Genomic DNA, 12,633 nt, shown 5'->3' with positions numbered 1-12,633 from the left:
GTGGTCGTGTCCCACAGCCGCCCCCTCGCCCGCGCCGCCGTCGCCCTGGCCACCGAACTACTCCCCCACCAACCCGTCCGCATCGAAATCGCCGCGGGCACATACGAAAACTCCCTCGGCACCGACGCGGTCGCGGTGGCGGAGGCGATCAGCGCCGCCGACACCGGCGACGGCGTCCTCGTCCTGATGGATCTCGGCAGCGCGGTGCTTTCCGCCGAGACAGCCCTGGAACTGCTGGAATCCCCCGTGCGCGTTCGCCTCTGCGCCGCGCCCTTCGTCGAGGGATTGATCGCCGCGCTGGCGACGGCGGGTGGTGGTGCAGACCTGGAACGGGTTGCGCGAGAGGCCGAGCGCGCCCTCGAAGCCAAATACGCTCAACTCGGCGACAGCGGTTCACGCCCCGCATCCGGAGCAGAGGGCGTCGCCACCCCCGCGAGTGCCACACCCTCCACCCAGACCGCACGCACGGTAGCGGCTTTCGAGGTCACCGATCCGCACGGCCTGCACGCCCGCCCCGCCGCCGAACTCATTGCCGCGCTCCGCGACCTGGACGTCGACATAGAACTCCGAAACGCCACCACGGGAACCGGACCGGTCCCCGCCGACAGCCTCACCCGCCTCCTCACCCTCGGCGTATCACCCGGCCATCACCTGGAGGTATCCGCACTCGGCCCCGATGCGACCGCGGCGATCGATCGGGTGCGCACCGCGGTCACCGGCAATTGAGATCGGCTTCACCCTGGACGTATCCGAGTTCCCGGTCTATTTTAGTCACTACGACTAATACGGCAGGACGGGGAGGCAACCATGACCGCCACGGAGATTCGGTTTCCGGGAGTCGATGTCGATGAGCGGATCGGTGAGGGCGCCGACCTGGTCACGCACCGCATCGGCGATCGCGAGCACACCTTCTCGCTGCCTTTGACCTTCACCCCGTTCGCTTCCGCTCAACCCTGTTCGGCCCGCTGCGTCTTCTGCTCGGAAACGCTGCGGCATCGGGACGCCACCGTGCTGTCGGCCGGATTGCGCCCGGGGCCGGACTATTTCGACGGTCTGCAGCGCTCGCTGCGGGAATTGCGCGGCCTGCCGTTCGGCCTCTCGCTCTCCGGCCTGGAATCGACCGACGACCCCGACTGGCTGGAGCGGGTACTGGCCCTGATCGACGCGCACGAGGGGCCGATCACCGAGAAGGTGCTGTACACGAACACGGCGGGACTCGCCCGGGAAACCCATGGGGCCCGGTTGATTCCGCGGCTGCGGGAGTTCGGGCTGACCCGCGCCGAAGTGTCCCGGCACCACCCGGATCAGCAGGTCAATGATCGAATCATGCGCTTCCGCAGGGGGAAACCGGTCGGGGACAACTCCGTCTTCGAACGGACGGTGCGAGATGTGGTGGCCGCCATGCCGGTTCGGCTGGTGTGCATCGTCCAGGCGAGCGGCATCCACGATCTCGCCGGCGTCGAACGCTATCTGGCGTGGACGCGTGAACTGGGCGTCACCGATGTGGTGTTCCGGGAATTCTCCCGCCTCGCCGACCTCTACCGCCCGAACGCACCACTACGATTGATCGAACAGGACCGGGTGCCGATCGAAACCCTGCTCGACCAGGTGTGGCCCGCGGCCGCCGCGCCCGCCGTCGGATTCACCCCGCTGCGGCACACCATCGGGTACTACTACTGGAATCTGCGCCTGCGCTGGCGCGATACCGTCGATGTCACCTTCGAGACCTCGGACTACGGCCTCATGAAAGACCGGCACCACTCGAACGTGGTCTACAAGCTGATCCACCACGCCAACGGAAACCTCTGCGCCGATTGGGATCCGCAGACCGATGTGCTGCTGCGGACCGCCTAGATGACCGCCGATATCAGCGTCTATACCGACACACTGCGCGAATTGCGTTCGCGCGGTGTGCCGTTCGTGGTGATCGGCGGATTCGCACTGCACCTGCGATACGGGGACCCGGTGCCGGTCAACGATTGCGATCTCATCGTCGAACCGGCCGACCTCGACGCTTTCGCCACGACCCTGATCACGCACGGCTGGCGAATTCACTCCTGGCAGGACGAGATTCGGCCGCCACTGTGCCCGCGGACGCTGAGCGGGCGGTTCTATCTGCGCGCACGACGCGGCGCGGCGGTCGTCGACGCCACCTACGAGTACGACGCCGTGGCCTGGCCGGAACTCCTCGCCGCGGCGAGCACCCGGTTCGGATTCCCGGTCGCGTCGCCCGCACATCTGATCGCGTTCCTGGCGGCGCGCGGATCGGCCCGGGATCGGGTGCGGATCGAGCTCGTGCGCGAACGCCTGCGGCACGCGAGTGACGTGGGCCGCCTTTCGCGCGGTGGCGGGGAGGGGCAGGATCGGGGGATGACATTGAAGGAGCACGCCGAAACGTTTCTCGCACTTCATCAGCCGGGGAATCCGGTGATTCTGCCTACCGTGTGGGATGCCTGGTCCGCGAAACTGGTGCAGGAGGCCGGGTTCTCGGCGATCACCGTCGGCAGTCATCCGCTCGCCAATTCGCTGGGGCGGGCGGATAACGAGGGGATGACCTTCACCGAGGTGACCGCGCGGATCAAGGAGATCACCGCGGCGGTGGACATTCCGGTGTCGGTGGATATCGAGTCCGGATACGCGCAGAAGCCCGCCACCCTGATCGAAGGGCTGTTGGAGGCCGGGGCGGTGGGGCTCAATATCGAGGACACCGTGCACAGCGAGGGTAAGCGACTGCGGGCGCCGCAGGAGCACGCCGATCTGGTCGGGGAACTGCGGCAGGCCGCCGACGCGGCGGGCGTGCACGTGGTCGTGAACGCGCGCACCGACGTCTTCATGCGGCCCGATACCGGGACACCGGCCGAACGGCTGGACAGCGCGCTGGAGCGGATGCAACTGGCCGCTGCCGCCGGAGCCGATGTGCTGTACCCGGTCGGACGGCATGAGCCCGAGGTGCTGCGGCGGCTCACCGGTGAGCTGCCGCTGCCGGTCAACTCGATCGGCATTCCCGCGCAGGACGGGCGCGCCTACTTCGCCGAATTGGGGGTGGCGCGCGTGAGTTTCGGGCCGTTCCTGCAGAACGCGCTCACCGAATACGCCAACGGGCTGTTCGGCATCTGGCGCTAGGAGAGCACCGGTTCCCGGGTCGCGAGCGCGGCCCCGGTCAGGAACCAGTCCAGGATCTCCACACCCGCGAGAATGCCCGCCGACGGGGTGAGGGTGAGGTTGGGGCTGGTCCAGCCGAGCTGTTCGAGTTCGCCGTGCCGGGGACGGATGGCGGCGTCGGCGGTGCGGAGCATTTCCGCGTCGAGGGCGCCGTCACCGGCCGCGAGCAACCGGGCCTCCGGGGCGAGTTCGCCCGAATCCTGGAGGCGGCGGCGCACTTCGGCGACCGCGCGGCTCTTGCAGACCGCATCGGGCATGCTGTAGATCTTGCGGCCCTGCTGCGAAGCGGACCAGCCGCGTGCGCGGCACCAGGCATCCCATTCGGCCAGGAAATCGGCGGGCTGCCGGGCCGGATCCACGACCAGGTAGTTGAAGAGATGGTCGGCGACGCGGAACTTGGTCGCCCAGGAATCGTCTATGCGGGAAAGCAATTCGGCATTCACCTGAGACAGGGTGGCGCTGCCGGAGCGGACCTCGGCGTCCAGTGAACTGCGCCAGCGGGTGTCGGGGACGCCGTTGTCGAGGATATTGCCGCCGTTGGTGGTGACGGCGAAGCGCCACGGCGCACCCGGGAGGCCGATTCGCTTGAACTGCTTGATGGTTCGCGTGGTGGTCGGGATGACCGCCGCCACTTCGGTGAGGGCCCGCAGGCGTTCGGTCGCGATGACAGTCATGAACGACAGCGGGGCGCCCTGATAGTGCTCCACGCACACCGAGGGCAGGTCCGCGGTCGCGCCCGAGGCATCGCGGGAAGCGTTGCGGGAGTAGATCATGGTGCGGTCCAGATCGGTCGCGATCAGGGTTTCCCTGCGCGACAGCAGCTTCCGTCCGGTCACTGCTCGGCCACATCCTTGATCAGGCCCATGCACGCGTACGCGAGATCGGGCACCACTTCGACGGGGACATCGCGGGCGGCGGCCAGCATGCGGATATGCGCGTGCTCGGGAGCGTCCGCCTCGCGCACCAGCACCCGCCAGGGGACGCGGCGCAGCAGCACCCGGGTCGTCTCTCCCACACCGGGTTTCACGAAGTTCACGCTGGCGACGCCGTACGCTTCGCGCACCTTCTCCACCGAGGCCCACCCGGCCCAGGTGGGGGTGCGGTCGGAGGTCAGCACCGCTTCGACCTGCGCGGGGACCTGCGGGCGCACCGTATCGAAGGCCGCGGTGACGGCATCGAGCAGGCGGCCGGACACATCGTCGGCGGCGAGTTCGGCGTAGAACTTCGCGCCGTGGAAATCGCCCGGGCCGATCAGGGTGTCGTTCAGCACCGTGCGCGAAACCAGGCCGGACACCGTGGAATTCAGGCAGGCCGACGCGATCAGGAAGTCGTCGCGGGTGCCGTAGGTGCGCACGCACGCGCCCGGATCGGCGAGCACGACCAGTTCCGGATCGAACCGCGCGCCACCCGCGGCGGCGTACGCGTCGAGCGCCTCGGCCAGCTCATGCGTGATCGCACCCTTGCCGGTCCAGCCGTCCACGAACACGATATTCGCCGGATCATGATGCGCGGCAAGATAATCCAGCGCCACCGCGTCGATACCGCGATCACGCACGATCGACACCGCGTAATGCGGCACATCCAGCCCGCGGGTGGCCAGCCACCGCCGCATCAGCACCCCGACCGGGGTTCCGGCCCGCGCCAGCGACACCAGCACGATATCGTTCCCGCGCTCGGCCACCACGACTTCGGACACCGTGGCCACGGCCAGCGCCAACCGCTCCGCGCTCTCGGCGAGCACCTTGTCGAACAGCTCCCGATAGGCGGCATCCGGCTGATATTCCACCGGCAGCGACTCCGCGTAATGCGCGACCCCGGCCTGAATCCGCCGTTCCCGCTCCGCCACATCGGCTTCCAGATCCGCCCCGGACAAATCCTTCAACAGCCAAGCCACTTCATCGGCCGCATACGACCCGAACTCGGGTCCGCGCAACGGTTCCGGCAGCACCCGCTCGGACCCGGAAGGTGCCGCGACTCCCGCGACCGCACCGGCGGAGCGGGTGGCCAGCAGCGCCTGCGGATCGACACCCGGCAGCACGGCAAGTACGACGTCCGCACCGGACGCGGTCAGCACATCTATCAAGCCGCCCGTCTCGGTGAGGCGCTCGGTATCGGCGGGCTCATCGATCACAACCAGCAGAATCGGCTCCACGGCGATCGGCTCGGGCCACTGCGCGTTGTACACGAAGCGCGGTGCGTCCTCGCCGAGTTCCGGTGCGGTGAAACGGAATCCACGACGCAACGGATACCCGGGCTCATCCAGCACATAGGCCGGTGACCGCGTAGTCGTCTGATACCGCGCCGCCACTCCCCCATCGGCCAGCGCCGCCGCCAGACGCAACGGCAAGTACATGAGCTCCTCATGCGCGAGCACGATCACCGGCCGCAGCGCCGATTCAGCACTACCCCAAGGTAGTTCGCTGAGATGGTCGCGCAGGGCCGCGGTCGCGGTCGAGACGGCGGCTTCGAAAGCAGGGGTATCGGACTCCAGAATCCCGTGTCGGCCACCCTCGGGAACCGTTCGGGACCAAGGTAGTTCGAGGCGCGAGAATTCACCGCGAACCGCGGCGACGGGATTCAGCTCCGGATCCGGCAGGGCGGCAACGGCTTCGACCAGACCGGCGGGAAGAAGGGTCTCCCCGGCCGCCAGGCACACCGCGGCGATCTCGACGCCGAGTTCGGCGGCGGTGGCGGCGAACGCGGCCTTGTCCGCATCGGTCCGCATATCGACCAGCGAAGCCAGAATGTAGTGCGGTCGCGGTGTGAACGCGTGCAATGCGCGAATCGCGTCGAGCGCTGTTGCGCCGGTCGAGATCTCATCATCGACGAGCACCATGGGTAGCTCATTGCGGAAGATCTCGGCGGGCATCGGCTGCAGCAGATGCGAGGTGGCGTGCGAATGCCCCTCTTCGAACCCGGTGAGGGTTACGGCGGTCGGCACATCACGCCGGGTGGAGTGCAGATAGCACTGCGCACCGATGCGCGCCGCCACCGTGTGCCCGAGTCCCGTTGCGGTCTCGGCGAATCCGAGCACAACCGCGGCCACATTGTTCGCCGTGACGGCCGCAGCGGCGTGCCCTGCATGAGCCGTCAGCGTCTCCGAGACCAAGTCGCCCAGGCGGTTTCCGGCGTCGATGACGCGGTGCGGGTCGGTGGGGAGGTGTTTGCCCAGGACGGTGGAGACCAGCAGGTGGGCGCGGCGGGGGTTGCGGCGCAGGCCGGGTTCGATGAGGTCGGGGATGTCCCAGGCGGGGGCGGGGACGTGGGAGTCGCCGTGGCGCAGGCCCAGGCCGAGTTCACGGGTGGCCCACGGTTCGGGGGCAGACGTCGCGGGCTCGGTGGTGACTGTGCCCTCGGGACGCGCGCTCACGATGCCACCAGCACTTTCAGTAGATCTACGAAGGAGACGCCCTTATTGGTGACTCCGAATACGCGGGCGCGCAGCAAAGTTTGGCGAGCCCAGCTGCGATGCGGCTTCATCTCGTTCATCTTGTTGCGATACTCCGAGGCCGCGACGCCGCCGGAATCCTCGCGCAGGATGTCGAGGGCGTCGGAGTACTCCTCATGGGTGACCACCGACAGCGCGTGCACCACCGCCACGTGGGACGGGTGGATAACCGTCTTGCCCTGAATTCCATTGGCGCGGTCCAGGGTTATCTCGCGCAGCAGCCCATCCAGATCCCGGCTGACCAGGTATTGCCGGAACGGCACCGCGTCGGCTTCGGAGAACGGCGAGGTGCGCAACTGCGGGCGGAACATGCGCTCGTGGTCCGCGAAGTACTCCCACACCGGCCCGGTGATGGTGAATCCCGTTCCGTCCGTTCGCCCCAGGTAGTTGACGATGTCCGCGATGACGTCGGCCACCACGCGCACGTCGTAGATGGTGAGATCGCGGTCGCGCCGAATTCCGAAGGTGGAGCACATATCCGTGGCCCCGATGCGCACCGCGAGCACGCTGTCCCGGCGCGCGGTGAGCATGTCCTGGATGCGATGCAGTTCCAGATCGCGGGTCTGGCGGTGCACCAGCGCGGGTGATTCCAGCACCGGCATGCCGAAGACGGTGCGCCCCAGCGCTTCCGAGGCCCGGTCCAGGGCGTCGAGGTATTTCGCGCCGGAGGTGCTGTCGAATTTGGGGAAGACGAATCCGGTGAGCGCCCGCGCGCCCGTTCCCAGGGCGGCGACGATCTCGCCGACGGATTCGGCATCGCGCACGCGCACGAACAGCAGCGGATGCGTGTCCGTGCCCGCGCCGAGTTCGTCGAGTGTCGCGACGGCCTGTTTCTTCCCGAATTCCAGGTCGTGGTCGGCGACGGCGTCCTCGAGGTCGATGACCATGGAGCACACCCCGCGTTCGGCCCGGCGCACGATGGTGGCGGTGAGGTCGTCGCGGGTCGCGGGCACGTAGAGCGTCGCGCCCAATGCCATGGACAGCAGGTCGCGGTCGCTGGAGCCGCCGAAGGGTTCGGGCAGGCAGTGGAAGAGCAGTCGCAGTTCCGGCCCCGGTACCTGCGGGAAGTGGCGCATGGGGAAGCGCTTGTGCAGGGATACGGGGGCGACTTCCGGATAGGTGCTGATAATCGCGGTCATCGTCCCCCGTGCCTCCTACTGTTCGGTCGGTTTATCTATCGGTATTTCGCATGCGTTCGACAACACCCGCAAGGAACGCCGAGATGGCGTCCAGTTCGGAGATATACGCCCAATAGTCCGGATGCGGGCCGGTGAGCCCGGCGACCACCCGATCCAGGCGTTCGGACTGGGCATCCAGTACCGAACCCCACTGGGGGACGAGACCGTTGTTCACCGCCAGCATCTGCGCGTCGCGCAGTTTGAACCGTACGGTCTTGGCCTTCTCCTGTGGCTTCTCGCGGACCTCGCGCAACAGTGTCAACCGGTCGGTGACAGCGTCGGCCTGCTCCTCTGCGGAGGCGAGGTGCCCGCGGGCGGATGTGGTCAACTCAAGCGTTTGCTCCGGGTCGTTGTTCTGCAATGCGGCCCGGGCCCGGGACAGTTCCGCGGCTGCGGCGTCGATGGCTCGGTGGGCTTGCCGCTCATTGTTCGCCAAATCCGCCGAACTTGCAGCGTTGAACTCCCGGAGCAGGGCGGACAGCGCCGGGGCGAGTCGCTCGGTGCGATGCTGGGCCGCCGCCAGCCGGGTACCCGCCGATGCCAATGCGGTGGTCGCCGAATGCTGTTTGCCCGGTGCGTCTTCCAGTACCCTTGACAACGCGCGCGTGCGATTGTCCAGCTCCGTCGCGGCCTCGCGGGTGGCCCCGACACCGGCCGCGGCGGCCGCCTCCAATGTGACGAGACCCTCATCCACCGCCGCCTTGGACAGCAGCACCGACGGATATCCGGTGAACGGCGACGCGTCCGCGGCCTGCCGCGCCTGCTGTGCCGCCGACCGCACCTGCGCCACCAATTGCGGCACCGAACCGTAGATGGCGACGGCGTGTTCGAGGTGCGCCTGATTGCCGCGATAGAACTCGTCCACCCCGCGCGCGGCATCCGCGAGCTTGCGCACCTGCGCCTCGATCTCGGGTTGCGGGATCATGCCGCCGTCCCGTTCGGCCTGGTCCAGCCGCTCGTTCAGGGCCAGATAGGACCCCGCGGCGTCATAGCAGCGGGCGCGCACCCGATCCCACTGCGCCGCCATCCCGCGTTCGGGAAACACCTGTGCCGATGCCGCGACCGCGTTCTCGGCGATGCTCTGCCGGGTATCCATGTCCAGGAAGGCCGCGGTCAGCGCCGTCCGGGCTTGCGCCACCCATTCGGTGTTCGGGGGTGCGGAGCGGAACCATCCGCGTCTACGGCCTGCCACGCCCCGATGTTAGGTGCCCGTTCACACCCGGGGCGACTGTGACGATGAACCCGGTGACATGTCGCGTGACAGGCTGGTGCCGGTGGATGTCCTCGGTTTGTTCATGCACAAGCTCGCGGAAAACTACTAGGGTCGTACCTGCGGACCCCGGCAATTCGGACATGCCGCGCTACAAGAACGTTTGAACGCTTTCCAACGGAAGGGATTCCCGCATGGGTGTCAGTTTGTCCAAGGGCGGCAATGTTTCGCTGACGAAGCAGGCCCCGAACCTCACCGCCGTGTCGGTCGGCCTCGGCTGGGATCTGCGGACCACCACCGGGAGCGACTTCGACCTGGACGCCAGCGCCATCGCGACCGGCGCCGACAAGAAGGTCGTGTCGGACAAGCACTTCGTGTTCTTCAACAACCTGACCTCGCCCGAGGGCTCCATCGTGCACACCGGCGACAACCTCACCGGTGAGGGCGAAGGCGACGACGAGATCATCAATATCGATCTCGCGGCCACCCCGCCGACCATCGAGTCCATCTTCTTCCCGGTCTCGATCTACGAGGCGGATCAGCGCGGCCAGAGCTTCGGCCAGGTCCGCAACGCCTACATCCGCGTGGTCGACCGCGCCAACGGCGCCGAACTGGCCCGCTACGACCTCACCGAGGACGCCTCCACCGAGACCGCCATGGTCTTCGGTGAGCTGTACCGCAATGGCGCCGAATGGAAGTTCCGGGCCATCGGCCAGGGCTACGCGTCCGGTCTGTCCGGTATCGCCCGCGACTACGGCGTCAACGTCTAATCAAATAGTTTCGACGCGCCAGGGGGGCTCGGGTGCATGAGCCCCTCCTCGTGCGAGCATCACCCGATCCTCAAGCGGTTCCGGCACAACGAAAGGCCCCCTAGCGGTGCGTATATTCGGCCTCTCCATCCTCGTCACGGTGGTGTCGCTCATCGCGGCATTCCTGTACGGCGGTCCGACAGCGCTGGCACTGTGCGCCATCCTGGGCATCCTCGAGGTGTCGCTGTCGTTCGACAACGCCGTGATCAATGCCAGTGTCCTGCAACGAATGAGCGAATTCTGGCAGCGCATCTTCCTGACCGTCGGCGTCGTCATCGCCGTCTTCGGTATGCGCCTGGTCTTCCCGCTCGCCATCGTGTGGGTCACCGCGGGCCTGGACCCCAAGCGCGCGTTCGATCTCGCGATGAACCCGCCCGCGGACGGCGCCCTCACCTTCCCCGATGGCAGCGCCTCCTACGAGAAGCTGCTCACCGACGCGCATCCGCAGATCGCCGCCTTCGGTGGCGCGTTCCTGCTGCTGCTGTTCCTGAACTTCATCCTCGAAGAGCATGAGATCACCTGGCTGGGCTGGATCGAGCGGCCGCTGGCCAAGCTCGGCAAGCTCGACATGCTCTCGGTGGTGCTCACCCTGGTCGCCATTGTCATTGCCGCGGAATGGATTGCCGACGCGGACGACCGCGGCACCGTACTGCTGTCCGGCATCCTGGGCGTGGTCACCTACATACTCGTCGACGGACTCGGATCGATGTTCCACACCGAGGAACTCGAGGAGGGCGCCGAATCCGGGCCCAGCGGGGTCGTCAAGGCCACCGGTAAGGCAGCGTTCTTCCTGTTCCTGTACCTGGAAGTGCTCGACGCCTCGTTCTCCTTCGACGGTGTCATCGGCGCGTTCGCCATCACCTCGGACCCGATCCTGATCGCCCTGGGCCTGGGCCTGATCGGCGCCATGTTCGTCCGGTCCATCACGGTGTTCCTGGTCCGCAAGGGCACGCTGTCCGAGTACGTGTACCTGGAGCACGGCGCGCACTGGGCCATCGGCGCGCTGGCGATCATCCTGCTGGTCTCCATCGGCGTGCACATCAACGAGGTCATCACCGGCCTGGTGGGTGTGGCGTTCATCGGAGCGGCGTTCATCACCAGCATCATTCGCAATCGCCGGCTGGGCGATGACGATGACTCCAAAAGCGTGACGACCCAGGAACCCACCCCGGTAGCCTGAACCACGTAACTCCACTTTCCGCGCCCGTCACGCGAATTCGCGCGGCGGGCGCGGTGTCGTTTCAATCCCTGAGGGGGGAATGTCATGAGCAAGGTCACGCTGTCCAAGGCCGCACCGTCGGTGAGTCTCACCAAACCCGGTGACAGCCAAGGGTTATTGCGGGTGAACCTGAACTGGTCGCAGGGGGCGCGGCGCGGATTCTTCAAACGCTCCAGTGCGATCGACCTGGATCTCGGCTGCCTGTGGGAACTTTCCGACGGCAGCAAAGGCGTGGTGCAGGCGGTCGGAAACAATTTCGGCTCTTTGCATTCCGCGCCCTTCATCCAACTCGACGGCGACGACCGCACCGGGGAATCCTCCGGCGGCGAGAATATGCATATCGACCTGGCACGCCCGGACACCTTCCGGCGGATTCTGATCTTCGCGTTCATCTATGAGGGCGTACCCAATTGGGCCGCCGCCGACGGTGTGGTGACGCTGTACCCCACCTCCGGTCCGGAGGTCGAGGTGCGCCTGGACTCGCCGGTGGACGGCGCGCGCTCGTGCGCCATCGCCCTGCTGCAAAACAACGGCGGCGGGCTCACCGTGCATCGAGAAGTGCAGTACATCAACGGAAATCAGAGCGCCATCGACCGTGCCTACGGCTGGGGCATGAAATGGCAGGCTGGGAGCAAATAGGTCAGAGCATGCGGCGCTGCGCGGTCAGCCGCCGGGATCGCCGCACCGATATGCGCGACCACACCGACTGCTGCACCGCCAGGGTCACCCAGCCCGCCAGCGCCATACCGGCGACATTCAGGAACAGCTGCGCCACACTGCCCCAGATCGTCGAACCATCACCGAACGCCACCCCGAGCGCGATATTGCCCGCGGCGGGCACCGTGGTGACCGAGATGAAAACCCCGGCCAGGCCAACCGATTTCGCCGAGGTCATGGACAGCACCCCGGCCGCGCCCGCGACCACCGCGACAATGAACGACCACTTGTCCGGGGTGTAGATGAACGCCGTGCCGGGACGCGGGCCGATCACATCGTCGAGGGTGATCCAGCCCAGCGCCCGGCCCAGCAGCGCCAGCCCGATCGTCACCGCGATGGCGATCACGAAACCGCTCACCAGCGTGCGAATCGCCAACTGCAACAGCACGAATCGACGACGCACCAGCGCGACGCCCAGGGCCGCGATCGGGCCGAATTCGGGGCCGAGCACCATCGCACCGACCGTCAGAATCTGCGAATCGGTGATGATGGCGATGCTCGCGATGACCGTCGCCAGCGTCAGGAAGCTCAGAAACGTCCAGTTCAGTTCGGTCTCGTCATAGGACCGCTGCGTCACCTCGGCCCACACCACCGAATCGGCGCTGCTGCCCGGGGAGCGGACCTCGGCGTCGAAACCGCTGCGGGACAACCAGGTTCCCACCTGTTCGATCTCGATACTGCCCTCGCGATGCACCTTCAGCGCGCGCAACCGGTCGACGACGTCATTGGCGGCCTCGCGCGCCACCTGGGCGGTCACCACATCACCCGGTGGTTTGAGCGCGACGCCGCGGAAGACCGCGAGGCCGGTCACCGCGTCGTCGTGCTCGAGTGCGCCGAGGATGTCATCGGTCATGGTGGCGGGGGCCGTGATCCGCAGGTGCAGCATGCGC

Annotated in this window: 11 protein-coding genes; 6 read left to right on the top strand and 5 right to left on the bottom strand. The window is 67.2% G+C overall.

The features are described from left to right. The 3 genes from dhaM (at position 1) to ACFC4D_RS40015 (ending at position 3,123) form a co-directional block, all read left to right on the top strand. Positions 1-726, top strand: coding sequence for a dihydroxyacetone kinase phosphoryl donor subunit DhaM (gene dhaM, locus ACFC4D_RS40025; protein ID WP_376071372.1), 726 nt, complete (start codon positions 1-3; stop codon positions 724-726). Positions 727-807: 81 nt separating this feature from the next. Continuing rightward, positions 808-1,854, top strand: coding sequence for a radical SAM protein (locus ACFC4D_RS40020; RefSeq protein WP_376071369.1), 1,047 nt, complete (start codon positions 808-810; stop codon positions 1,852-1,854). A gap of 516 nt (positions 1,855-2,370) precedes the next feature. Continuing rightward, positions 2,371-3,123 carry an isocitrate lyase/phosphoenolpyruvate mutase family protein gene (locus tag ACFC4D_RS40015; RefSeq protein WP_376071503.1) on the top strand — a complete coding sequence of 251 codons (753 nt, stop codon included), beginning with the start codon at positions 2,371-2,373 and terminating at the stop codon, positions 3,121-3,123. On the opposite strand, the gene ACFC4D_RS40010 is transcribed toward ACFC4D_RS40015, so the two are convergent. The 4 genes from ACFC4D_RS40010 to ACFC4D_RS39995 all read right to left on the bottom strand — a co-directional run bounded on the left by ACFC4D_RS40010 (position 3,120) and on the right by ACFC4D_RS39995 (position 8,980). After that, positions 3,120-3,935: an HAD family hydrolase gene (locus tag ACFC4D_RS40010; protein ID WP_376071500.1), complete on the bottom strand. Its 816-nt coding sequence runs from the start codon at positions 3,933-3,935 to the stop codon at positions 3,120-3,122. The genes ACFC4D_RS40015 and ACFC4D_RS40010 overlap by 4 nt on opposite strands. 59 nt (positions 3,936-3,994) lie before the next feature. After that, positions 3,995-6,532, bottom strand: coding sequence for a phosphoribosyltransferase (locus ACFC4D_RS40005; RefSeq protein WP_376071366.1), 2,538 nt, complete (start codon positions 6,530-6,532; stop codon positions 3,995-3,997). Next, complete coding sequence (locus ACFC4D_RS40000) at positions 6,529-7,686, bottom strand: HpcH/HpaI aldolase/citrate lyase family protein (RefSeq protein ID WP_375963775.1); 1,158 nt, start codon at positions 7,684-7,686, stop codon at positions 6,529-6,531. Before ACFC4D_RS40000 ends, ACFC4D_RS40005 begins: the two co-directional genes overlap by 4 nt. Positions 7,687-7,780: 94 nt before the next feature. Continuing rightward, complete coding sequence (locus ACFC4D_RS39995) at positions 7,781-8,980, bottom strand: hypothetical protein (RefSeq protein WP_376071364.1); 1,200 nt, start codon at positions 8,978-8,980, stop codon at positions 7,781-7,783. Positions 8,981-9,192: 212 nt separating this feature from the next. Here ACFC4D_RS39995 and ACFC4D_RS39990 point away from each other — a divergent pair, with 212 nt between their 5' ends. From ACFC4D_RS39990 to ACFC4D_RS39980, 3 genes are all read left to right on the top strand, one after another. After that, entirely contained in the window at positions 9,193-9,768 is a 576-nt protein-coding gene (locus tag ACFC4D_RS39990) for a TerD family protein (RefSeq protein ID WP_364636572.1), read from the top strand. Positions 9,769-9,874: 106 nt separating this feature from the next. Further along, positions 9,875-10,987 (top strand): DUF475 domain-containing protein, encoded by a 1,113-nt coding sequence (locus ACFC4D_RS39985; RefSeq protein WP_375961260.1) that lies wholly within the window; start codon positions 9,875-9,877, stop codon positions 10,985-10,987. A gap of 84 nt (positions 10,988-11,071) precedes the next feature. Beyond that, positions 11,072-11,665, top strand: a complete 594-nt coding sequence (locus ACFC4D_RS39980; RefSeq protein WP_376071360.1) for a Tellurium resistance — start codon at positions 11,072-11,074, stop codon at positions 11,663-11,665. 1 nt (position 11,666) lies between these two features. On the opposite strand, the gene ACFC4D_RS39975 is transcribed toward ACFC4D_RS39980, so the two are convergent. After that, entirely contained in the window at positions 11,667-12,629 is a 963-nt protein-coding gene (locus ACFC4D_RS39975; RefSeq protein WP_376071357.1) for a DUF389 domain-containing protein, read from the bottom strand. Positions 12,630-12,633 lie beyond the last annotated feature (4 nt).

Origin of the sequence: Nocardia sp. NPDC056000, from assembly GCF_042269265.1 — a bacterium.
Lineage (GTDB): Bacteria > Actinomycetota > Actinomycetes > Mycobacteriales > Mycobacteriaceae > Nocardia.
The sequence above is the reverse complement of the archived record's forward strand: the minus strand, read 5'-3'. Positions and strand labels throughout refer to the sequence as shown.

What these genes read in the sequence shown, in the direction of transcription:
- ACFC4D_RS40020 (WP_376071369.1), top strand. Translation starts at nt 808, where the DNA reads ATGACCGCCACGGAGATTCGGTTTCCGGGAGTCGATGTCGATGAGCGG.
- ACFC4D_RS40015 (WP_376071503.1), top strand. Translation starts at nt 2,371, where the DNA reads ATGACATTGAAGGAGCACGCCGAAACGTTTCTCGCACTTCATCAGCCG.
- ACFC4D_RS40010 (WP_376071500.1), bottom strand. Translation starts at nt 3,935, where the DNA reads ATGATCTACTCCCGCAACGCTTCCCGCGATGCCTCGGGCGCGACCGCG.
- ACFC4D_RS40000 (WP_375963775.1), bottom strand. Translation starts at nt 7,686, where the DNA reads ATGCGCCACTTCCCGCAGGTACCGGGGCCGGAACTGCGACTGCTCTTC.
- ACFC4D_RS39990 (WP_364636572.1), top strand. Translation starts at nt 9,193, where the DNA reads ATGGGTGTCAGTTTGTCCAAGGGCGGCAATGTTTCGCTGACGAAGCAG.
- ACFC4D_RS39980 (WP_376071360.1), top strand. Translation starts at nt 11,072, where the DNA reads ATGAGCAAGGTCACGCTGTCCAAGGCCGCACCGTCGGTGAGTCTCACC.
- ACFC4D_RS39975 (WP_376071357.1), bottom strand. Translation starts at nt 12,629, where the DNA reads ATGCTGCACCTGCGGATCACGGCCCCCGCCACCATGACCGATGACATC.